The sequence below is a fragment of the Nocardia sp. NPDC056100 genome (assembly GCF_042266325.1).
Classification (GTDB): Bacteria; Actinomycetota; Actinomycetes; order Mycobacteriales; family Mycobacteriaceae; genus Nocardia.
This window is the reverse complement of sequence record NZ_JBHJVY010000002.1, coordinates 435727-460088: the sequence shown is the minus strand read 5'-3', so window position 1 is coordinate 460088 and position 24362 is coordinate 435727. Positions and strand designations below refer to the sequence as shown.

The 24362-nt window shown below is 63.5% G+C and carries 32 protein-coding genes and 1 riboswitch; of the genes, 18 read left to right on the top strand and 14 right to left on the bottom strand.

All coding sequences use genetic code 11. The features are described from left to right. Nucleotides 1-224: 224 nt before the first annotated feature. On the bottom strand, nucleotides 225-488 hold the full coding sequence (locus ACFC0O_RS13785) for a hypothetical protein (protein WP_375957347.1): 264 nt from the start codon (nucleotides 486-488) through the stop codon (nucleotides 225-227). Nucleotides 489-589: 101 nt separating this feature from the next. After that, complete coding sequence (locus tag ACFC0O_RS13780; protein ID WP_375957344.1) at nucleotides 590-1006, bottom strand: winged helix-turn-helix transcriptional regulator; 417 nt, start codon at nucleotides 1004-1006, stop codon at nucleotides 590-592. A 97-nt stretch (nucleotides 1007-1103) separates the two neighbouring features. On the opposite strand from ACFC0O_RS13780, the gene ACFC0O_RS13775 reads away from it, so the two are divergent. The 7 genes from ACFC0O_RS13775 (at nucleotide 1104) to ACFC0O_RS13745 (ending at nucleotide 5074) form a co-directional block, all read left to right on the top strand. Then, nucleotides 1104-1970 (top strand): alpha/beta fold hydrolase, encoded by an 867-nt coding sequence (locus tag ACFC0O_RS13775; RefSeq protein WP_375957341.1) that lies wholly within the window; start codon nucleotides 1104-1106, stop codon nucleotides 1968-1970. 63 nt (nucleotides 1971-2033) lie between these two features. After that, nucleotides 2034-2456, top strand: coding sequence for a MarR family winged helix-turn-helix transcriptional regulator (locus ACFC0O_RS13770; protein ID WP_375957338.1), 423 nt, complete (start codon nucleotides 2034-2036; stop codon nucleotides 2454-2456). 72 nt (nucleotides 2457-2528) lie between these two features. Next, nucleotides 2529-3062, top strand: coding sequence for a DUF6790 family protein (locus tag ACFC0O_RS13765; protein WP_375957335.1), 534 nt, complete (start codon nucleotides 2529-2531; stop codon nucleotides 3060-3062). Nucleotides 3063-3078: 16 nt separating this feature from the next. Further along, nucleotides 3079-3729 carry a TMEM175 family protein gene (locus tag ACFC0O_RS13760; protein ID WP_375957333.1) on the top strand — a complete coding sequence of 217 codons (651 nt, stop codon included), beginning with the start codon at nucleotides 3079-3081 and terminating at the stop codon, nucleotides 3727-3729. A gap of 56 nt (nucleotides 3730-3785) precedes the next feature. Next, on the top strand, nucleotides 3786-3938 hold the full coding sequence (locus ACFC0O_RS13755; RefSeq protein ID WP_375957331.1) for a hypothetical protein: 153 nt from the start codon (nucleotides 3786-3788) through the stop codon (nucleotides 3936-3938). Between the two features lie 19 nt (nucleotides 3939-3957). Continuing rightward, nucleotides 3958-4113 (top strand): hypothetical protein, encoded by a 156-nt coding sequence (locus ACFC0O_RS13750; protein WP_375957328.1) that lies wholly within the window; start codon nucleotides 3958-3960, stop codon nucleotides 4111-4113. An 82-nt stretch (nucleotides 4114-4195) separates the two neighbouring features. Next, nucleotides 4196-5074: a hypothetical protein gene (locus tag ACFC0O_RS13745; protein ID WP_375957325.1), complete on the top strand. Its 879-nt coding sequence runs from the start codon at nucleotides 4196-4198 to the stop codon at nucleotides 5072-5074. Nucleotides 5075-5105: 31 nt separating this feature from the next. Here the strand turns inward: ACFC0O_RS13745 and ACFC0O_RS13740 are convergent, their stop codons facing one another. The 3 genes from ACFC0O_RS13740 to ACFC0O_RS13730 form a co-directional block, all read right to left on the bottom strand. Further along, a complete protein-coding gene (locus ACFC0O_RS13740; RefSeq protein WP_375957322.1) occupies nucleotides 5106-5237 on the bottom strand; it encodes a hypothetical protein in 132 nt (43 codons plus the stop codon). Between the two features lie 1097 nt (nucleotides 5238-6334). After that, complete coding sequence (locus ACFC0O_RS13735; RefSeq protein ID WP_375957319.1) at nucleotides 6335-6790, bottom strand: hypothetical protein; 456 nt, start codon at nucleotides 6788-6790, stop codon at nucleotides 6335-6337. Continuing rightward, nucleotides 6790-7137, bottom strand: coding sequence for a GntR family transcriptional regulator (locus tag ACFC0O_RS13730; RefSeq protein ID WP_375957316.1), 348 nt, complete (start codon nucleotides 7135-7137; stop codon nucleotides 6790-6792). Before ACFC0O_RS13730 ends, ACFC0O_RS13735 begins: the two co-directional genes overlap by 1 nt. 127 nt (nucleotides 7138-7264) lie before the next feature. Here ACFC0O_RS13730 and ACFC0O_RS13725 point away from each other — a divergent pair, with 127 nt between their 5' ends. Next, a complete protein-coding gene (locus tag ACFC0O_RS13725; protein ID WP_375957313.1) occupies nucleotides 7265-7777 on the top strand; it encodes a hypothetical protein in 513 nt (170 codons plus the stop codon). Here the strand turns inward: ACFC0O_RS13725 and ACFC0O_RS13720 are convergent. Beyond that, complete coding sequence (locus tag ACFC0O_RS13720) at nucleotides 7774-8373, bottom strand: ferredoxin (RefSeq protein ID WP_375957310.1); 600 nt, start codon at nucleotides 8371-8373, stop codon at nucleotides 7774-7776. The genes ACFC0O_RS13725 and ACFC0O_RS13720 overlap by 4 nt on opposite strands. 78 nt (nucleotides 8374-8451) lie before the next feature. Between ACFC0O_RS13720 and ACFC0O_RS13715 the strand changes: the two genes are divergently transcribed. The 3 genes from ACFC0O_RS13715 (at nucleotide 8452) to ACFC0O_RS13705 (ending at nucleotide 10213) form a co-directional block, all read left to right on the top strand. Continuing rightward, on the top strand, nucleotides 8452-9003 hold the full coding sequence (locus ACFC0O_RS13715) for a hypothetical protein (RefSeq protein ID WP_375957308.1): 552 nt from the start codon (nucleotides 8452-8454) through the stop codon (nucleotides 9001-9003). Nucleotides 9004-9440: 437 nt separating this feature from the next. Beyond that, nucleotides 9441-9815 (top strand): cupin domain-containing protein, encoded by a 375-nt coding sequence (locus ACFC0O_RS13710; protein ID WP_375957305.1) that lies wholly within the window; start codon nucleotides 9441-9443, stop codon nucleotides 9813-9815. Nucleotides 9816-9838: 23 nt separating this feature from the next. Next, complete coding sequence (locus ACFC0O_RS13705; RefSeq protein WP_375957303.1) at nucleotides 9839-10213, top strand: hypothetical protein; 375 nt, start codon at nucleotides 9839-9841, stop codon at nucleotides 10211-10213. A 193-nt stretch (nucleotides 10214-10406) separates the two neighbouring features. Here the strand turns inward: ACFC0O_RS13705 and ACFC0O_RS13700 are convergent, their stop codons facing one another. Then, nucleotides 10407-11375, bottom strand: a complete 969-nt coding sequence (locus ACFC0O_RS13700) for a hypothetical protein (RefSeq protein WP_375957300.1) — start codon at nucleotides 11373-11375, stop codon at nucleotides 10407-10409. Nucleotides 11376-11402: 27 nt separating this feature from the next. After that, a riboswitch (ZMP/ZTP riboswitch) is annotated at nucleotides 11403-11482 on the bottom strand. Nucleotides 11483-11893: 411 nt separating this feature from the next. Between ACFC0O_RS13700 and ACFC0O_RS13695 the strand changes: the two genes are divergently transcribed. After that, the gene (locus tag ACFC0O_RS13695; protein WP_375957297.1) at nucleotides 11894-12292 is read left to right on the top strand and encodes a hypothetical protein; all 399 of its coding nucleotides are present in this window, start codon (nucleotides 11894-11896) and stop codon (nucleotides 12290-12292) included. A 372-nt stretch (nucleotides 12293-12664) separates the two neighbouring features. On the opposite strand, the gene ACFC0O_RS13690 is transcribed toward ACFC0O_RS13695, so the two are convergent. Then, nucleotides 12665-12796 (bottom strand): hypothetical protein, encoded by a 132-nt coding sequence (locus tag ACFC0O_RS13690; RefSeq protein ID WP_375957294.1) that lies wholly within the window; start codon nucleotides 12794-12796, stop codon nucleotides 12665-12667. Nucleotides 12797-13024: 228 nt separating this feature from the next. Further along, the gene (locus tag ACFC0O_RS13685; RefSeq protein WP_375957292.1) at nucleotides 13025-13213 is read right to left on the bottom strand and encodes a hypothetical protein; all 189 of its coding nucleotides are present in this window, start codon (nucleotides 13211-13213) and stop codon (nucleotides 13025-13027) included. A gap of 286 nt (nucleotides 13214-13499) precedes the next feature. On the opposite strand from ACFC0O_RS13685, the gene ACFC0O_RS13680 reads away from it, so the two are divergent. Continuing rightward, the gene (locus ACFC0O_RS13680) at nucleotides 13500-13667 is read left to right on the top strand and encodes a hypothetical protein (RefSeq protein WP_375957290.1); all 168 of its coding nucleotides are present in this window, start codon (nucleotides 13500-13502) and stop codon (nucleotides 13665-13667) included. A 301-nt stretch (nucleotides 13668-13968) separates the two neighbouring features. Here ACFC0O_RS13680 and ACFC0O_RS13675 read toward each other — a convergent pair whose 3' ends face one another. Continuing rightward, nucleotides 13969-14385, bottom strand: coding sequence for a hypothetical protein (locus ACFC0O_RS13675; protein ID WP_375957287.1), 417 nt, complete (start codon nucleotides 14383-14385; stop codon nucleotides 13969-13971). A 531-nt stretch (nucleotides 14386-14916) separates the two neighbouring features. Further along, the gene (locus ACFC0O_RS13670) at nucleotides 14917-15336 is read right to left on the bottom strand and encodes a DUF2789 family protein (RefSeq protein WP_375957284.1); all 420 of its coding nucleotides are present in this window, start codon (nucleotides 15334-15336) and stop codon (nucleotides 14917-14919) included. 155 nt (nucleotides 15337-15491) lie between these two features. On the opposite strand from ACFC0O_RS13670, the gene ACFC0O_RS13665 reads away from it, so the two are divergent. Together ACFC0O_RS13665 and ACFC0O_RS13660 are read left to right on the top strand one after the other, a co-directional pair. Further along, entirely contained in the window at nucleotides 15492-16424 is a 933-nt protein-coding gene (locus tag ACFC0O_RS13665) for a hypothetical protein (RefSeq protein WP_375957281.1), read from the top strand. 142 nt (nucleotides 16425-16566) lie between these two features. Next, nucleotides 16567-17088, top strand: a complete 522-nt coding sequence (locus ACFC0O_RS13660) for a hypothetical protein (RefSeq protein ID WP_375957278.1) — start codon at nucleotides 16567-16569, stop codon at nucleotides 17086-17088. Nucleotides 17089-17149: 61 nt separating this feature from the next. Here ACFC0O_RS13660 and ACFC0O_RS13655 read toward each other — a convergent pair whose 3' ends face one another. Together ACFC0O_RS13655 and ACFC0O_RS13650 are read right to left on the bottom strand one after the other, a co-directional pair. Next, a complete protein-coding gene (locus ACFC0O_RS13655; protein WP_375957276.1) occupies nucleotides 17150-18064 on the bottom strand; it encodes a tyrosine-type recombinase/integrase in 915 nt (304 codons plus the stop codon). A gap of 259 nt (nucleotides 18065-18323) precedes the next feature. Further along, nucleotides 18324-19121 (bottom strand): CPBP family intramembrane glutamic endopeptidase, encoded by a 798-nt coding sequence (locus ACFC0O_RS13650; protein WP_375957273.1) that lies wholly within the window; start codon nucleotides 19119-19121, stop codon nucleotides 18324-18326. Between the two features lie 196 nt (nucleotides 19122-19317). On the opposite strand from ACFC0O_RS13650, the gene ACFC0O_RS13645 reads away from it, so the two are divergent. Together ACFC0O_RS13645 and ACFC0O_RS13640 are read left to right on the top strand one after the other, a co-directional pair. Beyond that, nucleotides 19318-19983, top strand: coding sequence for a hypothetical protein (locus ACFC0O_RS13645; protein WP_375957271.1), 666 nt, complete (start codon nucleotides 19318-19320; stop codon nucleotides 19981-19983). Then, entirely contained in the window at nucleotides 19980-21185 is a 1206-nt protein-coding gene (locus tag ACFC0O_RS13640; protein WP_375957269.1) for a PrsW family intramembrane metalloprotease, read from the top strand. Before ACFC0O_RS13645 ends, ACFC0O_RS13640 begins: the two co-directional genes overlap by 4 nt. A 321-nt stretch (nucleotides 21186-21506) precedes the next feature. Here ACFC0O_RS13640 and ACFC0O_RS13635 read toward each other — a convergent pair whose 3' ends face one another. Continuing rightward, the gene (locus tag ACFC0O_RS13635) at nucleotides 21507-21887 is read right to left on the bottom strand and encodes a hypothetical protein (RefSeq protein ID WP_375957266.1); all 381 of its coding nucleotides are present in this window, start codon (nucleotides 21885-21887) and stop codon (nucleotides 21507-21509) included. Between the two features lie 1082 nt (nucleotides 21888-22969). On the opposite strand from ACFC0O_RS13635, the gene ACFC0O_RS13630 reads away from it, so the two are divergent. Continuing rightward, nucleotides 22970-24259 carry an APC family permease gene (locus ACFC0O_RS13630; protein WP_375957264.1) on the top strand — a complete coding sequence of 430 codons (1290 nt, stop codon included), beginning with the start codon at nucleotides 22970-22972 and terminating at the stop codon, nucleotides 24257-24259. Nucleotides 24260-24362 lie beyond the last annotated feature (103 nt).

Here is a 24362-nt window from a genome sequence, read left to right as displayed (position 1 = left end):
GTACCGTCCGAATTCCACCGCGTCGGGCCGTGCGAGAAGTCGACCAGGTCGTCGCCATCCCAGCACAGCGCCGATACCCGCCGCGACGTGGCAATACGTTGTGCCTGAATGAATCTCCCCCGGTGTACAGACCGTCACGCTACCGGCAACACCTCGAGTTGTCTCACCAAAACTGCTGCGGGACTACTACGTCGATGTCGCCGACCGCCGGGCGGAACGGATTATCAGCGCGCGGAACCGCTTTCGAGGAATTCACGGATGAAGCAGAGTGGGCATATGGGGTCGAAGGGCGCGGTGATCTGGGTTGCGGCGGTGGTCGACGGCGTCGCGGGGAGTCCGGTCGGCGCGGCCGCGGCAAACGCGGGCTGCAGGGCGAGCGTGAGGGCAATCGCGCCGCCGCCAATGACATTCAGCATGGGTCGGTACATACGTTCCTCCAGCTTGATGCGATGAGCTGTGAGGGTAGCAAGGCTCGCCGCTGCGAACATGCCCCCAAACTTCGCCTCTCGCTATTGCCTCAGGTCAACCGGCGACTGCTGGGTCAGCATTGAAAGCTGTTGGTGGCCCAGATAATTCGACCCGATACGGGCTAGTTGGCGGCGGTTGGGTCGGCTTGCGCGTCAGTGACGGTGTTCGCATAGTCGATCTCGGCCATATGATCCTCGGCCCAGGTGCGCAACGCCGCCAACGGGATCTCCAGTGACAAACCCAGTTCGGTGAGCCGATAGTGCACGCGCGGTGGCACCGTCGGCTCCACTCGCCGGATGACCAGACCGTCCCGCACCAGGCTGTGCAGGGTCACCGACAGCATCTTCTGGGATACACCGGGCATGCGCCGCCGCAGTTCGGCGAACCGCACCTCATGCGGAGTGGCCTCCGCCAGCACCTTGACCGCCATCGACGTCCATTTCGTACCGATCCGGTCCAGCAGTTGACGGGTCGGGCATTGGGCATCGAACAGATCACCGCGATCCGGAGTCTTCGCGTGCGCTGATCGAGTGGTCACCTGGACCTCACCACCTGTCGTCGAAGTGCCTTCTTGGCAGCGCAACTGACGTTACCTACCGTTTCCTGGTAACCAATGGTAACCATATGGAGGTCTCATGGCCCACACGTCACCGCCGCACACCGCCGCCGTCGATCTGCGTCGGATCCGGACCAATGGCATCGACGCCAATGTCGCGGTTGCCGGGTCGGGCCCCGCAATCGTTCTGCTGCACGGCTTTCCGCACACCTGGCGACTATGGAGCGAGCTCATCGGACCGTTGTCCGCGCACTACCGGGTCATCGCCCCGGACCTGCGCGGGTTCGGCGCCACCACCCGCGCCCCGGACGGCTATGACGCCGGAACGCTGGCCGCCGATATCGCCGGAATCCTCGACGCACTCGGCGAATCCACCGCCGACGTGGTCGCGATCGATGCCGGCACCCCGGTCGCGGTCCTGCTCGCCCTGCGCCACCCCGACCGGGTACGACGACTGGTGGTCATGGAGGCGCTGCTGGGCACGCTCCCCGGCGCCGAGGACTTCCTCGCCGCCGGTCCGCCGTGGTGGTTCGGATTCCACGCCGTCCCCGGTCTCGCCGAGACGGTCCTGCTCGGTCATGAGGCGCGATACATCGAATGGTTTCTCACCACCGGCACCCGCGGCCGGGGCGTGCGGGCCGATATCCGCGACGCGTTCATCGACGCCTACACCGGAGCCGACGCCCTACGCTGCGCCTTCTCCTACTACCGCGCCCTGCCGACCAGCGCCCACCAACTCGAACGCGCCGCGGCGACCACCCGGCTCACCACACCCACCCTGGCGATCGGCGCCCACCCCGTCGGCAACGCATTGGAACGCCAACTCCGACCCATCACCGATGACCTTGCAGGACACCTCATCCCGGAGTGCGGTCACATCATCCCGCTCGATCGCCCGCACGAGCTGCTCGAGCTCATGATGCCCTTCCTCGTTGATCACGGCTGAGCGTTATCGCCGACCCGGGTTTCGATGAATGTTAACCATGCAAGACTCTGATACGTTCGATTCGTGGACGATGGACTCGGGGACCTGCTGCATCGCGTGGTGTATCTGCTCGGCGAGGCCGCGCGGCGGCACGGAGGCGATGCCGGGGGGTTGACGTACAGCCAGATTCGATTGCTGGGAATGCTCGAGGAGATCGAGCCGGTGACTCAGCATCAGCTGGCACAGGCGCTGGGGGTGTCGGATCCGGCGGTCAGCCGGGCGTTGCGGCCGTTGGAGACGGCGGGGTTCGTGGCGGTGGAGACCGATCCGGAGCATGCGCGGCGGCGGCTGGTCAGTACCACCGAAGCCGGGCGCGATGCGTTTCACGGCAGCGACAGGCCATTGCAGAACGAGTTGCGCGACGCGCTGCTGGAAGCGGGTTTCCCGTACGAGCAGTACCTGCGCGACACTGCCGCCCTGGCAAAGCTTTTGGAGCCGCGTCGATAGCAGGCTGCCACCGTCCTCGATGAATGAACATTAGTCTTGCATGGTTAATATTAACCATGCAAGACTCAAGGTATGAACGCGATGTCGTACCTTGCCCAGTCGGCTTTCCCCTTGGTCTGGATAGTGATCGCAGTTATCGGCGCACTGGTCCGCACACGACACAGCCCCTCCCCCGCCGCCACCCTCGAAACGTGGCAGCGGTGGTGGGCCGTCGCCGCCCTCGGCTGCGGCAGCCTATGGATGACGATCGCGTTCCTGACCGACCCGGACGTAATGGCCACCGCGATCGGCTTCGACCGGACCCCGTTCCAATTCGAGATCGCCTTCGCCAACCTCGGGCTCGCTGTCATGGGTTTCCGGGCCGTCTCGGCGGGCGCTCGTGAGCGCATCACCATCGGCCTCGGCGCCGGGATGTTCCTGTGGGGTGCGGCGATCGGCCATGTCTTCCAATGGTTCGCGCACGGTGATCATGCTCCCGGCAATACCGGCGGAGTTCTGGTGTGCGACATAGCCTTTCCCGCTGTCATGATCATCCTCGCGCTCCGATCGCAACGGCTCGCCCTTACCGAACAGCCCGCGCCCGCCGCTCGAGCAGCCCGCGCATAACCCCAGGAGAGTTTCGATGTCGCTTCACCACGACGCGAGCGGCCACAGCACCGGCTGGTCACCGCACCGCATCGGCGCGTTCGCCGACGCCGTTCTCGCGATCGCGATCACGCTGCTGGTCGTCGAGATCAAGCGGCCGCAGGACCAGGACCTGGTCGACGCCGGCGCCCTGGCGTCATTCCTGTGGCACGAGCGCGCCTCCTTCGTGGCGTTCGCGCTCGCGTTCTTCCTGCTGTGGTCGGTGTGGCGCCGCCATCACACGCTGATCTACGAGGTGACGCTGCTGGATCGGCTCACCCTCGCCTGGCATGCGCCGCTCTTGTTCTTCGTCGCGATCCTGCCCTATTCGACAGCGGTTTTCGGACACGCGACGGACAACAGTCTTGCCGTATGCCTGTTCGCGGTGACCGCGGCGCTGCTGTTCGGCAGCGAAGGTGTGGTGCGGGAGCTGGCCGCGCGGCGGTCCGTGCTGGCGGAGAATGTCGCCGCGGCGGATATCCGTTCCAGCGCCGACGCCTCGTTGGCGGTCGCCGCGGTCTTCGTCGTCACGGCGGCGTTCGCGTGGCTCACTCCGTATGTGTGGTACGCCTGGCTTCTCGCACCATTGTCGGCCACGTTCGGTGGACCGCTGATCGACCGATTGCGTAGGAACGTCTCGACTGACTGAGATCTGTTGCAGCGCACAGGCACTCAAATGCTCACCATTCGACAGAAGGAGCACATATGCCCGCCACCGCAGCTAAATCCGCGCTGATCATCGGTGCGTCCCGGGGCCTGGGATACGCGCTCGCCGCGGAGTTCCTGAACCGAGGGTGGCAGGTGACCGGCACCGTGCGAGGCCGATACGAGCGGTTTCGCCGCGCGCCATGCCGATGACCCCCGCACCTTGCTGTTGATGGCGCCCGGGTGGGTGCGGACCGAATTGGGTGGGCCCAACGCACGTTTGAGCATCGACGAGGCCATCCCCGGGGTCGCGAGCACCATCGAGTCCGTCGCAGGCAAGGGCGGGCTGCACTACCTGGATCGCGAAGGGCACACCGTGCGTTGGTAATTCCCTGCTTGCTGGACATATGCGATCGCACCAGGTCCGACTGCGGCCCGGCCGGGTGAGGGGCGAACCGGGTGCCGGTCATGTGGCCGTCGGCACGGTCCAGCGCGTTCGCGCCCTGCTGGTACGTTCGAAAAGGATTGTGCCGAACGGGGAGACGATGAGCGGCAAACCCATGTCAACGCTGTACGACTATCAACTGGCCATGCTGCACACGATGGTTACGGCGGCCCCGGCTCCCGTCGCAGAGCTGCTCGATCGGATCGGTGCCACGCACGCCGACGCCGCAGCCGCAGGGGAATGGTGGCGATCGCCGGAGATCTCGAGCGATTTCGGAACGCTCGCTGGGTACGTAACAGCTTGGGGTGCACCGGATTCCGAGGAGTCACACCCGGATGGAGCACACCTCGCGCACTACGCGCGATGGGATCTATCGTTCTGGCCCGGCCTCCAGATCGAACTCTCGGAGTTTCCGCAGGGGCCTCGGCACGTCTTCCGTCGGCTGATCCGCAAGCACGGGATTCCGCAGCCGAGGCTGGAATCGGTCGCCGACCTGACGCCATGGTCGTGCACACAGGAGGAGTTCGAGGCCTCCGATCTGGGGCCGTTCGACGACTTCGATGGATTCGGCGACATCCGGGTCATTTTGGACTTCGATGCCGTTGACGCCGAGTCCGGCCACAAACGCCGCTACAGTGCACGTTTCGAACGTGGACTGCTGCAGTCGGTCAAGCCGGTGCTCGTGCGGCTTCGCAAACAAGAGCAGGTGGTCGCTCCCGACAACACACCGATCGACGACCTCATCCTTTCCGGCCGCACCTATTTCGCGGTCAAGAAGATCATGGCGGAGGTCGAGGTCAGCGGCTCGGACGCGATCACCGAATCCCTACGGCGTCGCGAACGTCTTGTGCGAGATCGACCGAACGACTTCGTGGCTCACGATGGCTCGGACCGGTTAGCGTGAGCGACAGGTAATTCGACCTTGCCCGACATGATCATTCGGCGGTGGCGGCTTCGATGCTGAAGGCTCGAACCGCTCTGTCGTACTGGTCGCGGTCGAACAGGAACGGGCCGAATGCGCGGTAGTCACGGTCGGTGTCGTACGGCGGGCCGAAAGAGTTCCACACGACGAGATTGTTGGTGGGGGTGATACGGGTCAGCAGTCCGCCACAGCCCAGTTGCCCACAACTGCATACGAGTACGGGCGTCGTTCGGTCGGCGGGAATAGCGGAGGATCCGTGGAAGCGGGCCATACCCGACTCGGATCGCAGGGAACGAAGGCCCAGACCGATATATCGACCTCCGGTGAGCCGTATACCGGTACTGATCTTGAAGGTGTCGATGAGATCGGTCAGAGGGATGGTGTCGAGGTAGGGAATGACCCGGAAGGCACCATCAGGTCCGGGGGTATAGTCGAATCTGATCTCACTAAGAGCAGGTATGTGTTTGCGCTGCAAGCGCTTTCGATACCGGTCTGGCGACCTGAGCGCACCCGCACGCCGGAGCAGATCCGAGGCCGGGGGCGTTCCGGGGGTCACCGGCTCAGGCGCACGGCGCCTTTCCCACGCGAAATGGTCACGGCCTCAAGGTAGTCGGCAATCGCATACCCCGCAAAGCATATATTCGGCCCACCAGTGATGCCGCGCTGTGTGATTCAGTCAGCGTGCCGGGAGGAGTATCGAATGCTCAGATGCTGGATCTACTCGGTGTACTCATGCGTCTCGAATGAGCTCGCCGTAATGGGCGCTATGGTGTTCCGATGATCTACCACCGAAAGGGCAATGCCGCGTAGGCGGCCCTCAGCGATACGGGCCGAGCAGCCACTCCGCCCACGTCGTCCCCTCCTCACCATTGATCGGGTCTCCGGATCTTGCGCCGCCGATATCCGTCGACTGGACCGAATCCGTTTCCACCCGAACGCGACCGCGCTCGCATACCGCTCATGGCGTGCCCTGGCAGGCCGCTCAGCTCGCTATATCCACGCAGAACTGGTTGACCATGGCTGCGACCTCCGCGAGTGTCATCCCGAATCCATCAAGAATCGCGACCATCTCGAACAAGTCGTGCACGCTCTGCCCACGCACAGTGCCCGTGAATTACGTCGGCTCGTAACCGCTCTGGATGCTCGAATCGTGGCTGGTATCACGGGGTTTCGATCCGATACCGACTGGAGATGGTGGCGTGCACCGTTGTGAAGCGACGAGAGGTCTGCAACCGGACGGGCTTACGGTGCGATGCCCATTGCCCACAGTGCGGCTGCGGGATCTCTCATCGAGACCGTAACCCGCCGACCGCTGTTCGTACGGATACGTAGTCCAGGGCCGGTGTTCAGGGCCAGCATCCAGCCGCGGCGCGGTCGCCAACCAACCCCGGCACTGGACCACGGCCCGCTCGGCAAATCGATGATCTCGGCGTGAGCGATGTCAGCGCGGGCGATGGTCACCCGGGGGAAACCGAAAGGGCCCAGGCTCACCGCCAGACCGACGGGACCTGCGGTGACACGCTGAGTCGAGGTGACCGCTGTGATCAGGAGGGATATGAGCCAGACTGCGGTAACCAGAATGTTGTTCAATCCGGGGTCCTTGACCGAAATGATCGTCCAGAGAACCACAATCGGGATGCCGATAACCAGCATTACCCAGTTGGTCGCACGGCACGTATAGACCGCCGCGGTAGGCATCACATCAACTCCTCGATCATGCCGAGCACTTCGGCCTTGTTGTACCCATGCCTGCGCGCGACATCGATCAGCCCCCGCACGGCCTGCTCCATCGGAGCCGTCGACGGCGCGGACGCGGTGACCCGCACGCCGCGTCCGCGCCGGAAGTCCACCACGCCCTCTTCCCGCAGTCGCCGGTACGCGGCCAGCACGGTATTGCGATCGACGGACAGTGCCTCCGCCAATTCCGTTGCGGGTGGCAACTGTTCGTTGACCACCAACTCACCAGTGGTCACCGCACGCCGTACGCATGCGGCGATCTGCTCGTGCAACGAGACTCGGGAAGCCTGATCGATGTACCACAGCATGATACTAATAAGACTAGCACCATCTGCCGAAATGAGTACCCCGAAAGTTGGGCCGACTCACGTCTCGCACGGGGAGATTCGCGCGGTGTGACCGCCAGATCGGACGCACTCCAGTTACGCTGGCGCGGTGGAGATTCGACCTTTCGACCGCATCGATCTCACTAAAGTGTTGCCAGCCCTTTCCATAGATGAGGCGGCCCGAATCCGTCGCGCGGCCGCGCGCATCGACCTCTCCGCGCCGGCACCCGGACGTTCTGGTTGGACGTGGTTTCCGGATCGTGTCACCTACACCGAGAGCGGAGAGCGATGGGTTGTTTTCGGTATCGCGTTCTCATACGCTTCCGGTCCTCAGCGCGACGGGGTGGAGTTCGACCTGTCCGTCATTCGGGAGCAGCCACCGTCGTTGGCAGTGGAAATATCGACCGACATCGACTGCTGGTGCGAGACTGACCACCGCTACCACACGATCCGTTCGCAGTCATGGCTCGTTGGAACACCGGAATCGTTCATTCAGGCATTCGAATCCGCGACCGCCACACTCGCGCAATGGATTACCGGCAGTCACACCGCTGCCGACTACCGCGTCACGACCGGGCTTCCGAGCCCGTCGGTGACGCTGGGATCTGGTTCGCAGAACTAAGGCGATGCCTCGGCCACGAGGAGTGGCGATGTCGGGAGGGACCCTGTTACAGGGGTCGGCAGCGGATCGTCGGCGGTCGGGTATCGATCGTTCTCCAACCTGAACACATACTCCCGCAGGTCGGTTTCGAGGTTGGTCGCCAGGTAGGTTAGGAAGTCGCGAACACCCTCTGCCGCTTCGACTCTCTGGGCGATATCGCCAGCTTTGGTGTACTCCGCGAGCAACTGCCGAAGGTGCTCGGTGACCTTATCGCGGCCACTCCACCACGCCCGAACAGCCGCGGGAGTCCAGCGCGAGTCTCCATCGGAGGCATAGCCGTCGAACGGGTCGTCCGCTGCTGCCGCCAGCAGGCCCTCGACCTCAGCCGGCGACTTCGGCTGGCGATAGACGAACTCGTTGTAGTACCCACCCCCGTAGAGCACATTGCGCGGCGCGTGAATCCTTCCGGTCCAACAGGTATCGGTCTGCCCGGTGTAGAAGGGGCCTGGCACGTTCATCCAGTGCCGGTCCGCCCACCTGTCACCGTGGTAGAGCGAATCGTTGAGGTCGCGCCGGACCGACGTCATCGGATCCCAGCGTCGGGGTAGATCGCTCATGACACACCATCATTCCCCATCCTCGGCTCGCGGCGGTGAGTGTCAGTCGTCGGACCTCCCCCGCAGTTACCGATACAGTTGGGTGAGGCGAAAGATGGGGCTGGCGTGGCGATTTGCTTCGAACTGGTAGTGAACTTCGGCGACAATATCGACGCGGCACGTGCGGCAGTGTTGTCCTGCTCCCGAACCTCGGGGAGGGGTCCCCTCGGAGTGGGGGATCACCAGATCCCTTTGCATGCGCCGTTGCTGCGTACCGACGGGCCCTTCATCGAGTTGTCGATTCTGCCGGTGGCAGTCGGGTTCGGTGTCGCGTTGGATGGCACAGTTCCCCGATTCGCTCTTACCGCAGCGGAACTGACCGCGCTCGGTAACCACCTATACGAACTGCTGGCCGCATTCGACGGATACGTCGCCGCGACGGTCGGCTGGGACCCGGAGTGGATGATCGACCCCGCCGAACTCAAAAGAGAGTGGTTCGACGAGCCGGGCGAGGCATCACCACACGGCCTTGTCCTCTCCGAGGCCACACACGCTGAGCTCGGTTTGGGAGATGGCTCCATCGTCTTCCAGCCTGGATACCGATGGATACCGTATCGCGGTGAATCACCCAGCACCCTGACAGCCGACTGACGAATCGGCCTGTACTGGCAAGCGCGGTCATCGGCAATGTACTGGGTGAGCGGCCGAGCCATTTAGTGCGTGCAAATCTCTCAATGCCTTGGCGTGGCAGCGGTTTTCATCAATAGCATGTGCTCGTGAAATTTGGGGTCTGAGCCAAGCGGCTTTCGATGACGAACCGATCCCTGCCACGGGTACGCGCTGTTGTGGATGCTGTTCGCACCGCACCGAGGAAACTTGCGGGGAGGGATGGTGGGCCGACAGGAGTGGTTCCCGATAGTTTGCGGGAATTTCGTCGGTCGCGCTGAACCATTGGGTCCGATCGCACTTGTGTCGGCTCTCAATAAGTCGTGCTTATGAGCCGATACGCACAACGCCGTTGTTCCGAGAAGGAGCTCACGCGACGGTAATAGGGCTGGTTCCGTTGTTCATCACCTGGAGAGAACCCTTTGAGCACAACAACACTCGCCGACGCCCCCGAGTTCCGAAACGGCGACTCACTCTGCCGCTCGCTGGCCACCCCCTCGCTGGGGACCGTCGACCTCGCTGTCTGGCGCGTCGACATGCCACCGGGGTCGACCGGCAAGGAGCACACCCTGGACAGGGAAGAAGTGTTCGTCGTCGAAACCGGCAGGCTCGCAGTCACTCTGAACGGTCGCGGCTTGCTGGTGGACGCCGGCAGCGCCGTCATCGTGCCGCCCCACACCCCGTTCAGCGCGTCCAACGGCTCGGACACCGAGCCCGCCACCGTGATCGGCTGCGCGCCCGCGGGTATCACCGCAACCCTGGACGCGCTCACCGTCACCCCGCCCTGGACCGCCTGAACCCTGTAGCAAAGGACATCCCCATGACCGTCGTAAACCTCGACCAGGCCTCCGTTTTCACCAGCGACGGGTTCACCTTCCGCCCCCTGGCCGTCCCCTCCCGCGGATCCACCGATCTGGCGATCTGGCGGGTGGACGCCGCCCCCGCGGCAATCAGCGTCGAGCACAGCATGTCCCGCGAGGAAGTGTTCATCTCGCACACCATCGGCCTGCACGTCACCATGTCCGGTGAAGAACACCACCTGGCCCCCGGCGATGCCCTGTCCGTCCCGCCCAACACCAAGCTCGTCATCACCAATCCCTCACCCGACACCATCGCCACCTTCACCGCCGTCACCTCGGTCGGCATGCTCGGCACCATCGGCGACAACACCTTCGCCCCACCCTGGGCACAATAAGGCCGCTATCGATCCCGAAGCGGTTCACAGGAAGTCAGCCAACACGTCCTGCCCGGACCGCTGGATTTCGCTACGCCCGGATGCCAAATCCGTGGCCAAATCCAGCGGATCCGGGGCCAGCGTGCGGCAGTTCCCAGCCACGCGCCATGCGGCAGGAGCGGATGTTGGGGCCGGTTGGGCCAGTTGCTGCGGTCTAGTGGTGAAAGAGTCGAACTCCGGTGCGGGCGAGGGTAATGCGGTGTTCGCGACACGCCTCGGCGACCGCGTCTGAGCGGAGGGAGCCGCCCGGTTCGACGATCAACTCAACTCCGTGTTCGGCGGCGGCGTCGACGTTGTCGCGGAATGGAAGATACCCGTCGGAGATGAGAGTGATGCCCGAGAGCTTGGCGGAGTGTCGCCGCGTCCACCAGGTGCGTGCCTTGCTTCCGGCGAGAATCGTGCAGTCGATGCGTGATTGCTGTCCCGCACCGACGCCGATAGTCATTCCGTCCCGGACGTAGACAACGGTGTTGGACTGGGTATAGCGGGCGGTGATCATGCCCAGCAGCGCATCGGTCACCGCGTTGTCGCTCAGCGTGTGACCGTCGGCCACCCGCAGCAGGTCCGCAGTGATCGGCACACTGTCGCGGTCCTGTTCGAGAGTGACACCGAAGACCGTCCGGGACTCCGATTCCGGTGGCCGGAAAGTCGGATCGATCTCGAAGACGAGGAAACGGCCGCCTTTCTTACGGGCAAGTGCCGCAACAGTTCCGGGAGCATAGCCCGGGGCGATGATGCCATCGGAGACGATCCCGGACAGCATGTCGACGAGCTCGTGATCGACCGGCTCGGATACCGCGATCATGTCGCCGTACGACGAGCGAGGATCCGCGTCGCGGGCTCGCGCATAAGCCGCCGTGACCGCACCGTCGCCCAATCTCCAACTCGCTCGCATGGTTTCGTCGACCGGCCCGGCGAGCGCCGCGCCTGCCGGGGAAACGTGTTTGAACGACGTAGCCGACACGTGGCCCGTGGCGCGACTCGCTTCGGCGACAAGCTGCCAGGCATTGAGCGCGTCGAGATAATTGATCATCGATGCGAAGCCGTGCACGACTCGAAGATGATCACCATCGGTCGAAACCCGTGCGGTTTGATGCGGATTCATGCCGTAACGCAAGTCCATTGTGCTCCCCGTCTCTGGTCTCGAGATGGGGAGCACCCAGGCGTACGACGCTCCGATACTGCGCTTCCTCGTGGTCGGCCCACGCAACGCCAGTCGCGATCGATCACACGCTAACCCACGCTCGACCGAACGGCCAACCAGACCGAAACGCGCTGCATTCGGCAGTTGCGGACACCGGAACGGCCCGAGTCGCCTCGGGCCGTTGATCTTTCGAGGGTCCGCTGCGGTCCGCGCGCCACGCGGCAATAGAGTGCGTTTTCGCCCACGGCCCATCACCTCGGGTTTGACGGAATCGTTCATCGCCCCGCGAGAACGGATAGACACTGCGCGAAGTGGCCGTCGAGCACGGCAACAGCGCGCTGCGTCCCCCGCGGGATTCCGGGCCGAGTCCTGCATGGATGTTTCGGCTCCGAGGATTGTCGCAGTTGGGCAGACCGCGCGCCGATGTGGCGTCACACTGAGGCGGGGCGGGTGGCTGCATCCGCTGAATATCCACTCCCACAGAAGGACTGGCAGCAATGGAACCCGACGGCGCCTCCGCTATCCCTGAACTGAGCATCATCCCGGACACGGAGGTCAAGCCAGAAGAGTTGGCCGCCCTGACGCTTCGATACAACGGAGATGTACCCGAAATTGTGGTGCAGAACAGCGAGCAGGCTCACGTCTTCCCGCGGACCCTGCCCATCCGGGACGGGTCAGGCAACCTGATCGCGCTCTACGCGGCGTATGCCATTCCCACAGCGTCCACTCGCGCTCTGCCTGTGTACAGCGGCAACTACAACGGCCTGACTATTGACGAACACCTCAAGCTCGACCTCACCAAACTGGATGAGATGTACGCGCGCCGCCAGGACAGTACGGGCCAGACCGACGACGACGTTGCGCAATATTCGGAGGACTGGCCTACGGGCATGTAACACGACCCCACCGAAAATCCCCACGGCTACCGAGCGCCAGGAGGGACACGGACTCGCGCACTCCCTGGTGCGCAATACGACCCACGAGTGAGGTACTCCTGCGCCGACGAGCCCACGTTCATCGGCGTTGCGTGAGTTCGTCCGACGTCGGATCGGCACGGCTGATTGATCTTCCGCCGCATCGCGCTGGCTCGTTCGGTCAGCGCGGTATGCGGCCAGGGCGTTCGGCGGCGGTGATGTGGCACCCCGTTCGAGGCCGTCGCCGACATCAGCGGGCCGCGGACTGTGACCAGCTGAAGGCCCCGCTCAGTTCGGACTGGGCGGGGCCTTTTCGCGGTCGGCTGTAGGGTCTGCCGCCCGGTGCGAGCAGATCTATTCGCTCGCGAAGTCCGCGTCGGTGCCGATTTCGATCATGGACTCGTGCTCCGTGTCGGTCTCGGTGGCCTCGGCGGCGTCCGCGGCGAACTCTGCTTCCTGGTCCGGCGTGGCGTTGTCGTTGCTCATGGTCGACTCCCTCTGTGGTTCGGACTAGGGCCAGGACACTTCTCGGTCCCGGCCGACTGATGATTACCGTATCCGGACCGGTTGCGGGTCTCGTTCCCGAAGTTGCACAGCGGAATTCATCACCGCGCAAGATCGCCCCTCCGGTCGTCGTCACCGGCATCATCGCTGCCGCCTGCGCTGGCCGGTGAAGTCAGCGCGGTATGCGGCAAAGTAGTGCGATCGCTGCGGTCAGACGAAAGGCACGATGTTCCAGCGATGCCGGTGTCGTCGCGCCGGTCGCCTCAGTGCGCGCTCGAATTCGTGGGCTACCTCAGGCAATCCCGCGTCTCGCAATTGGTTGGGTAGTTCGCCATCGGTCAGGGCACCGTCGGCCAAAAGTGCTTCTAGTGCGGCCAGCTTCACGGTGTCGATCGCCATTCAGCCATCCTGCCTGATGAAACCATGCTGCTGTGCAGTCGCATCGGCAGCGGCGGACGTTCCGCTGGCCTGAGATCGGTTCAGCTCGCTGACCCTCGGCGGCCGGTTCGCACAGCGCGGTATGTGGGATCTGATGCGCGGCCGAACGCTGAGAGACTTTCAGCCCGCTGATCTTTCGGTGCATCGGCCTAGCGGTTCCACCTGTGCGGTAGGCAAGTAGCAATAGAGTGAGTTCTACGGCTGGCCGTGGACAGCGGTTGCCGAAGTCCCCGGGAAGGGGATCATCGTGACCAACTTGTCGAGAATCGTAGAGCCCGCACTGCTGGAACTCGCAAGCCTGAAGGCCGCCATGACCGAAACCGAGCGGGTGAGGCTGGCTTCGAGGCTGAGCGCGATCGAGCAGGTCTTGCTCGGGCTTGCTGCTGTCCTTCCGTCCGACCCTCGGATGAACTGACGATGGCTTAGTCGGTCGAGGCTTCGACTGCTTTATCTCGCACGGCATAGCGCTGGCCGGTTTGGTCAGCGCGATATGCGGCAGAATAGTGCGTTCGATGTCGGTCGAACCGGGGCATTTCGACTACCGATGTGCGGGCGCGGTTGTGAAATTTACAACGGCGCAGAAGTCGGAAGTCGCAGCGATCCGCTGCCTCGGATCGACATGGCCAGTGGAGCTTCCGCTGTGCGACCCCGATCAGCGCGCCACACGGCAATGGCGTGTGTTGTTGGGAGGCCGCAATTGAGTCTCGATCGCGGGATCAGTCGACGTGAACGCGAACCGATGCTATGACCGCATTGTGGAAGCCGAACTGGGTGACGACAATCGTCCGATCCCCTGTCACCTTCGGAATCCATGTCAAGACCAAGGTAGGGGTACCGATCCAAACCCCGAGATCAATCGCATTGGCAGTGCCGGTTTCCCTGTCCTGGATGGCAATATTTCCGTAAGAACTCGTGCGCATAATTCCAAGCTTGTAGCGGTTGCCTACCTGAAAATCCGTACCGAAGATCGTCATCAAACCATTGGCGGATGTGACATCTGCGGAAGCGGGCGGGGCCGCCACCCCCATCGCGCACAAACCAGCCATAACCACACCCGCAACAGACGTTGATCTCACGCTCTCCCCATTCCGCGTGGCACGGCAGGAGATCCCTTCCGCACCAACCAATTTCACCACCGGACACTACCGCAACGAGATCTGTACGTCGGTAGGCGAACTATTCGGCCGACCTGGCCAGGAGCCACCCAGGCTGGCAGGCACGGCCGGAGGCCGACACTCTCGCTCTCATTGGCATGTGCGCGCATTGGGAAGCTGCTGTCGGCCAACCGGTTTGAACGGCCGACCAACGCGCGGGTCGCGGCATGACCGGGCACTTCCAGGAGCCGGATCAACGGAGGTCCTCGGCTGATCAGATCGCGGTCCAGAAAGCGACGGTAGTACGTCTCATCGTTTCGGAGCAGATCCCATTGGGCCGCAACCGAGTTGCCGCCGTCTGAAGAATCGGTAGGTGAGTGCGCGCTGTCCGAATCCACGAGCGTGATTGTGCCCGTTTGGTACTGGTCGGTGCAGAGTGCGCGGGATGCGGCAGTTGCGGACGTTCCCCCGAACCCAGATCGGCTGGCCCGGTTGATCTTCGACTCACCCGCACTGGCCTGCCGGGGTCAGCGGGCTGGCCGAAACTGCTTTTGGGACATCGCACCGGTATCACAACGACTCGTGTAAACGCCTGTTCAGCACATCGATCCACTCTGCCCCTGGGAAATCGAATTCGATCATGTCCTTCATACAAAGCACCTGCTCGGGCGACCAGAACTCTGCGTCCAGGACCTCAGTGCCGGCATCGAGTTGATGCGTCTTGATGAATTCCTCCACGGACTCATCGTCCGTCGCCAGTTCTAGCTGCTCGAACAGGGCATTCAGGGTGTACGGGTCCGGATTCAAATCGGCCGTTGCTCGGTTCCGTGTGCAAGCAGGATTGGGGCTAGCGTACGACTGCCCGATCATCGGCGGATCAGCGCGTTCCAGCGAGCTGTGCTCGGCCTGTTGATCTTTCAGCCCGGTCGGATGGAAAGTGCTGCACGGCAGGGCAGTTCGATCGTGGTCTCGATTCGGTACCACGGACACAGATATCCTCGGCACGCAATCCTTCCTGGATGCCGCCCCGACCGGCCGGGACCGCAGGATTACCACCGGCTGCCCGAATCGGTTGCAGCACACGTGGTGGCCTTTGTCGGTACTGCCGGATATCTTTCGGGCACCAGGTCAGATGGGGGACAAGGATGAACGACGATTTCTGGGCTGCGGTGCAGAGTGGCATGCCGGAAATACTGTGGGCCGAGCATGACGAGAACTACAACCTGATCCAGCGGTGGTCATGGGTACGGTTCCGAGATACTGGCACCGGCAGTGAGATTCTGTTCTTCGAGAACTGCAAGGTACTCGAGGTCGCGGTGCGCACGCCGACCGATCCCGTAGCCGCGCAACAACTGCTGGCGGTGTTGTCGTCGAACCCGATCTGGACCTCACACGGACAACGGCACACGGCGTCCTGGCGATTGCTGACCGAGGACGAGGACTCCAGACACGACAGCTACTACGCCGAGGCCGCAGCGGCGGTTGCCAACGTGATGCGTGAAGGTCTGCGCATGGACCTCACCCGAATGCGATACGCAGTGGGCGACCGAAGTGGACCTCTGGGCATCCGGTGGACATGGAGCGGGTTTCTGACCGCCGACCGCCCCACCGATCGGCATGCACCCGAACAATGCTCCGACTGGGGCGATTTCGTCGAGCGCCTGGACTGGCTACTGCTGACTCAGCCGTGGAACGACGTATCTCGATTGGAAACTCCCACCATCGAGTTCCACAACGGCATGGAGATCATTTCGATCGGTGACAGCCTGGCGATAACCACGATCGTTGAGGGAATCGAAGAACAGCAGATCGAGGACCTGGACCATCGATTGTGCAGTCTCGGTTGGCGATCCGACACCAGGGAAGCCGGCTTCGGGATCTGGCAATACGGTCCATTCCCGATGCACGCCCTATCCTCGGACCGACAACTGAGGAACCTCGCCGAAGTGCTCGTCACGACGCTCAGGGACGTATATGGCGTAGCGCGTCCGCAAGACCTCATGCTTGCGACCAACACCAACTACATGGGCAAAGAACTCGGAATACAAAGCACACGCAATTGGACATACATCGGATAGGAAACCAGAGTCCAGCCCTGGTCTCAGGTCCCGGGACCTGAGACCAGGGCTCCGAGAATCATCCGAAACTCGGTAAAAGAGTGCTTCGGGAAGTACTGACAGCCGACTGGTTTGGACGGCCAACCAACACGCGGGTCGCGGCATGAGCGGATACATGGATGGCATACCCGTGGTGCGTCTTCCATGCTGGCAGTATCGGGTCATGGTGCCGGAGAGGCTTTTCGACGTTCGGGGTGGCTACACCGAGCTCTCGGAAGAACATGCGGGCAAGATGACGGCCACGGTGGCGGGAGCCCTGTGGTTGATCGACGACGTCCAAACAGCGCGTGGGATTGTGGAATTGGTGGATCTGCTGACCCGGCTCACCCGCGGGGTTCACGTCGACGCCGCGGAGATGTACGAGCAATCCGGCAATGGATGGTTCGCTGTGATCGCCGAGACGGACGTGACACTGACGGGTCGGTACTACGGCGACCGTCCACCGTTCGTGCTCTCTCATGAGGACGCGTTGGCGATACTCGGCCAGTACTGGGATTGCTGTCGGCTTTCGGGTGGGCGTGCGAGGTTGCGTCAGGAAGTCGAGCGGTTCACAAATGTTCGTGGACGTGCGCCAGAGATTCCGTTCGCCCTCGAGCAACCCCGCGTCCGCAAACACAGGCGATAGCTGTGACCTGTCGACGATCGGTCGTACACACGCAACTCGGCATGTGCGGATGGTTGAGATGTCATGTGGCAGAGGCCATGTAGGCCGCCAAGATGTAGTTCGGATGCCGGTCGAGGTTGGTGCGGGCGCGGTCATAGCGCATGGTCGTGCGCGGATCGGCGTGGCGGGCGGCGATTTGGACATCGCGCAGGTCTACTCCAGCGTCGAGCATCGTGGTGACGAAGGTGTGTCGCAGCATGTGCGGGTGCAACTTCGGCAGCCGCACCACTGCATGCTCGGACAGCCGGCGCAGACGCCTTGTGGCGCAATGCCGGTCCATCCGCCGACCACGCAAGTTCAACAGAATCGGGCCACGGACTCGGTTCTCGATGGCGCGGTCGATCGATCGCCCGACCGCGGGCGGCAGGGGTACGAGTGCGATTTTCGTGCCCTTACCGACGGTGCGCAGTACGCGGTGACCGTGTTCCTCTCCAAGGTCGTCGATATCGCAGCGGCATGCCTCGCTGATCCGCAGCCCGAGCAGGCCCAGCATGGCCACCAACGCGAAATCGGGCGGGTTGTCCGAGTCTCGGGATGCACACAGCAGCGCTTCGAATTGCAGGTGTGAAAGGCCCAGTGTCGGTGACTCGTTCGACACTCGCGGCCTTCGCACGTAGTCCGCGGGCGAGCGGTCCAGAACACCGTCGATGACGCAGGTGCGGTAGAAGCCCGCGACGACTGCCAGGCGGCGGGCGACTGTGGCGGGTTTGAAGCGGCGGACTTCCTGCATCCACCGCATGTACCGCTCGACCTCGGTTCGCGCGACCGCGAGCGGGGTGACTTGGTGCTCGGTGCACCAGTAGAAGTACAGGCGCAGATCGGATTTGGTGTGGATCCGCGAGACCGCGGAGAACCGGGCGAGGTAAGCCAACGCGGCCAGCCGGAGTACGAGGTCGTCACCGGCGAAGGTGACATCGAGGTCAGGTGAGGGAGCCATTCCTCACGATGCGACTGCACCGGCGAACCGCCCGAACAGACGCGCGGGTCGCGGCATGAGCGGACACTCGGACGGCCCGAGTTCACTTCGGGCCGTTGATCTTTCGAAGGGTCTTGGTGGCTGGTTCAGATCGCGCGTCAGCAGAGTTTGTTTCCTCGGCGGGCTGACCGCTGGCGATGACGGTCCTGGCTGGGTGTGAACGCTTCGATGATGGTCGGGGATGGTCGTTTTCGTCCGGGCCGTTGCCTGTTGTGCTGTGTCAGGCCGCCGGTGTGAGTGCCGGTTCGATTTTGCGTCGTTTGACCAGCAGGATGATCGCCAGCAGCGGGTAGACCAGGATCGGCAGCAGGGTGCCGGGGTAGAGGGTCTGGTCGACGAGGATGGCTGTTCCGGTGAGCAGGCTGAAGTCGAACAGGCCGTGGATGATCGAGTTGGCGATGTTGCCGCCGGTGACGCGCCGGGTCAGGTAGAAGAAGTAGCCGGCCGCGCTGACGACGATGGCCTGGAAGATCGCCGAGGCGCCGTGGGTGATGCCGTTGGCCAGGTGTACCGCGCCGAAGATCAGGCTCGACCAGAGTGCGACCTTGCCCTCGGTGAGGCCGTGGTCGCGCAGGATGACGACGCCGATGCCGCGGAACATGCCTTCCTCGCCCCAGCCGACGAACTGGGTGGCGATCAGCAGCACGACGACGAACAGCCAGCCTTTTTGTGAGAGCGCGTGATAGGCGATGCCGCCGGCGATAGCGACCAGGAACACGATCGGCACGATCCGCACCCACGACCGCACCGGCCGGTCCTCGCGCAGGACCGGGCGCAGCCAGCCCAGGTAGGCGATCACACCGTAGGTGAAGATCAGCGCCGCGCCGAGCGGGATGATCATGCCGTAGAACACCGCGCGGGTGGAACGGAAGTCGTCCTCACCGCTGAGGTGTTTCATCCATATCCCGCCGCCCTGAATGATCGCGAGGTAGACGACGACGATGGCCGCGTAGAGCGGGTACGACAGGCGGCGGCGACCGGTGGGAGCGGTCGACGCCTCGGTATGCAGCGTGCTCATGGGATGAAAATAGCGGATTCACGCCGATTGACCTGCCCATTCTAATGAAGCTCACAATTTGCCCACGAGGGGCACCCTGTCGGGGCGGCCGACCACGGAGTGAAGATTATGTCGCATTGGTCCGCTTTTTTGGCGGTGTGTCAGGTGCGGTGGCGAACAGCGGGCTATCGTATGCGCGTCAAGATAGGAGGGTGGCGTGGGTACGCACACACAGGAGACCGAAACATGGTTCTCCGCAGAGTATTTCGACCCGGGTGACCGGTGGGTCCCGGCGGATCGCCGCTGGCTGGGTATGGACCGACGCACGTTGCTGCCGGCGCTGGTGGTGCTGGCGTTGGCGTTCCTGCAGGCGATCGTGATCCCCAATATCAACGATGCGCTGGCCGAGAAGGACGTCACCGTCGCCGGTGATGTGATCGCGGTGCGGGGTGGGGTCACTTTCACCGCCGCTGCGGGGTGGTCGCTGGTCAGCGGCGAGCGTCGCAGCGACGAACCCACCGGCGAGGGTTACCCGGCCTCGGCGGTCCTCGCGCGCGGAGGGGCTCAGTTCGTGGTGCGCACAGGCGATTTCAGCGGCGACCCGGGCGCATTGCTGGCCCAGATCGAGCGCACCGACGCCGCATTGCAGGGCGCGTTCACCGCGACCGGCGACCCCGTCGCGATCACCGCTCGCACCGGCGAGCCCGGCCTCATCACCAAATACGCCGCACCCGGAGCCGATGGCGTGCTCGCGGCATTCGTGTTCGGCAAGACCGGTGTCGAGGTGATCGCGATCGGACCCGCGCAGCCCGGCCGCGACCTGCTCACCGATGTCGGGCAGATGATCGCCGGAATCGGCCACACCGGGCAGGAGACGAAATGACCACCACCTCGGCCCCGACGCCCGCGCAGACCCGCGCCCGTTTCACCGCTATCGAAGAATCCGGGTGGGGGCGCTCGTTCACCTTCTACCAGCCCCGCAACCTCGCATTCTGGGTGTATCTCCTGCTCACGGTGTCCGGCGCCATGCTGTTCGCCACCCGCATCCAGGCCACCTACCCCGCCTACGGCCGCGCCATCCTGGTCACCGCCGTCGTGTTCACCGTGTATGGCGCGATCTTCTGGTGGTTCACCCAGCACATCGACCGCTACGCCCGCCAGCCGATGAAGCTGCTGGTCGTGGCCTTCTGCTGGGGCGGATTCGCGGCCACCTGGTCGATGGCCTCCTACGCCAACGACGCCCTGATCAGCATCTACGGCAAACTGTTCGGCCACGCCTGGGCACAGGACTGGGGCGCGGGCCTGGCCGCGCCGTTCACCGAGGAAACCGCCAAAGGCTTCGGACTGCTGCTGCTGATCGCACTCGCACCACGGTTGGTGCGTACCGCGTTCGACGGGTTCATCCTCGGCGCTTTCCTGGGCCTGGGATTCGAGATCATCGAGGACATCGCCTACGGAATGAACGCCGGTGCCGCGCAATTCGGCGCCAACCAGGTCCAAGCGTCACTGTCGACGGTGTTCATGCGCGTGGCCACCGGCACCACCGGCCACGTCCTCTACACCGCCGTATTCTGCGCCGGTCTGGTGTACTTGCTCGGCCGCCCCGCCGAACCACGTCGCATCGGCCGCGGCCTGCTGCTGATGCTGACCGCTATGGTGCTGCACGGCTTCTGGGACTCGATGGCCAACTTCGCCTCCAGCAACGCGGGCGGACTGGGACTCATCGTCGTGGTCACGATCATCGCCCTCTCGATAGCGGTGCGGGTCTTCACCCTCACCGTGGCGCGCGAACGCCGCTTCCTCGACGACATCCTCGCCCCCGAAGTCGCCGCCGGATTCCTCACCACCGCCGAAGCCGACGCCGCCTGCGGAAACGCCAAGGCCCGCCGCGCCTTCCGCCGATCCGGCGACCGAGCGGCACGCAAACGCCACACCTATGTCCTCGACGCGGTCTTCGACCTCGCCGATGCCCTGGCCACCGACCACGGCGACGAGACACCCCGAGTCGAATTCGCCCGCGCCGAAGTCGCCCGCCTACGCGATGGCCGCGACCCCTCCGACGCACTGCTGCCCGTCAAACTCTGACCACAGTCAGACACCGACAACCAGCACCCGCAGGAGACCAACCCTTCGGAAACGAAACAACCTCGAACTCCTCGCAGCCGGTGACCCGCAACACATCTCGGGTCACCGGCTGCAGGCACACAAGCCGTGCAAACACCCGACATTCGGTATTTTCGTGCACTGCTGAAGGCCGAGCGGCGTTCAGCCCGTTGATCTTCCGGTGCCACGCGCTGGCCGGTTGAGTCAGCGCGGGAAGCGGCATGAGCGGACGCCGACCTGATAAGTGGATCCACATGGCTACCGACCGGCGCGTTTTCGTACCGGTCGGCACCAGGCATCTGGTCAGCTCACGAACTCGATCCAGAATGCGAATGTGCAGGTCTCGCTGTCAAAGTTGTCCCAGTTGAACGAAAGCACATCTGGGACGTTGACCATGCTCCCGACGTCATCGGTCGAGACAGCTACCTCTGTGGAGGGGAAGTCGTCCCCAGTTGGGTCGGTCTCTTGGCTGCGGTCGTCCTCGGAAAGGAGCGCGGATCGGAACTGTACGGTGCCCGCCTCCCGCGGGATGAACGTCAAGATCACCGAATCGTTGTCCCACTCCTTTGTGAGGACGCACGTACCTCGCAGGATTTCGCGGCCCGCCCTGTCGTCTTCGGTCAACCCCTCGACCTGAGCATTCTCGCCCCGTTCGTTGATCAGCCTGATGTTCGCGATCTGCACCGATACTCCCCTCAAGTCGTGACCCGCGCCTCGTTCAACGCTCCGGCCAGAGGGTAGCGCAGGGCCGGTTGTTGAAGTGCGGCAACGAAATATGGTCAACGAGCGCCGCATGTATTCGGCAGCGGCGGACGTTCCGCTGGCCTGACATCGGTTCAGCCCGTTGATCTTTCGGTGCATCGGCCTAGCGGTTCCGCCTGTGCGGTAGGCAAGTAGCAATAGAGTGGGCTCTACGGCTGGCCGTGGACAGCGGCTGCCGAAGTCCCCGGGAAGGGGATCATCGTGACCAACTTGTCGAGAATCGTAGAGCCCGCACTGCTGGAACTCTCAAGTCTGAAGGCGGCTATGACCGAAACCGAGCGGGCGAGGCTGGCTTCGCGGTTGAGCGCGATCGAGCAGGTCTTGCGCGGGCTCGCTGCTGTCCTTCCGTCCGACCCTCGGATGAACTAACGATGGCTTAGTCGGTCGAGGCTTCGATCGGTTGATCTCGAACGGCATAGCACCGGCAGATTTGGTCAGCCCGGGATGCGGCATTACAGCTCACTGGCGTGGACCATAGTTAGACACTCTCGCGCGGTGCTACCTGCCTGGACGTACTGAGCTCCTTGGCCAGCGACGAGCTCTTCGCCGAGCACAACCAAGTCATCTTCTCGGAGCCTGTTGGGGTTGCCCTTCGTGCCCGTGGGGAAGGTCCCGTGTTCGGAGCGAGTTTGGGTGAATTACCAGAACTCTGCTGTGCTGATTGGGCTGTGTCCAATCAACAGATGTTTACTTGCGTGTAATGCGCGGATTCAGTTGATGGAAACCGGAGATGGCAGCTGGTTCGCGCGTTAGATTCGTTTCTAGGACAACGGATTTCGTTGCGATGGAAGATTGCGGCAACAGCGTGGTCAGGCTTTTATGAAGGCCGCCCGAGCCGAGAGGGCTCGAGTCGCGTTTCCATTCGTCCGGCGTGGCCGGGCCCCGCTCTCAGGATCGTTTCAATGGTTGACTCTCGTATACCTCCCCCCTCCAAACCGTCCGCGGTAGTCGTGCCGCTCGGTACCGCCAGGCTGGAACGTAGTATCGGCGTTCTAGGCGGAACCATGCTCACGCTGTCGTGTCTGACGCCCGCCTCGTCGCTCTTCGTTCTCGTGCCGGGTCTGCTGGCCACTCAGGGCACGGGTGCGGTGATGACGCTGCTGACCGCGGTGGTGCTGTGTGTCGCGGTGGCGTTCTGCTATTCCGAATTGGGTACGCTCGCACCCAGTTCGGGCGGGGAGTATGCGATGGTCGGCACGGTGGCCGGACGGCTGACCGGATGGTTGGTCTTTGTGGTTTCCCTGCTGGTTGTGCTGGTGGTGCCGCCCGTGATGGCCTTGGGAACCGCCGAGTATCTCGCGCCGGTGTGGACTGTCGATTCGAAGTTCCTCGGTGCGTTGGTCATGGTTCTGTCGGTCTGTATGGGGCTGTTGCACCTGCGGACCAATGCCTGGGTGACTGGCGCGTTCATGGTTCTCGAAATCGGTGCCGCCGCTGTTGTCGCCATTCTCGGTTTCACTCATCGACACCAGCAACCGGGAGTGCTGTTCCATCCACAAGTGGTGCATGACAACATGATTCAACCGTTCACTGTCGGGTTGTTGATCTCCGGTCTCGCCATGGCGTTGTTTGTCCTGCAGGGTTTCTCCTCAGCGGTTTACCTCGCCGAGGAAATGCGCGACCCGCGGCGGACGGTGGCGCGTACGGTCTTGTGGACCTTGGCTGTTGGGGCGCTCGTGCTGATTGTGCCGACCGTCGCGATCACGCTGGGTGCTCCTGATCTGAGTTCTCTGGCCGATGGTGACCTGATGGGCATGATCGCCGAGTGGAGCTCGTCGCCGTTCGCGACAGTGATCGGTGCCTGCGTCGCATTGGCCATCGTGAATGCCTCGATCGTCATGGTCATCCAGAACTCGCGAATCCTGTTCGCCTCGGCCCGGGACCGCGCGTGGCCGGTGCCGGTCAACCGTGCGTTCGGTCGGATCAATGCTCGCGGCGCTCCCTGGGTGGCGACGCTGGTCGTCGGCATTCCGGGCGCTGCGTTGTGCTTTGCCGACCTCACGCTCCTCAATCAGGTCACGAGCGTGGTCATCGCGTCGCTGTACTTGATTGTTGCCGTCGGGGCGCTCGGCGGCCGCCGGGCCCGGCACCGGGATGTCCTCGCCTGGCGGATGCCGCTGTGGCCGGCAGTGCCCTGTCTGGTCATCATCGCACTCGTGTACGTGCTGACGCAGCAACCAGTTGTGGCCCTGCTGGTACCGGCTGGAGTTCTGTGCGCCGCAACCCTGTACTGGGCACTCTATCTGCGCCCTCGTCCCCTCGATCGCTGGGTCATCACCATCCCCGACGAATAATCGGCCTTGCCATTTCGGCCTCATCCAGGACGTCTCGGAGAGATCCGGCGTCCTGGAGTGGTCGTGGCGCGGTTTGCTGGGGATGAAGCGCGCAGCGAGTGCC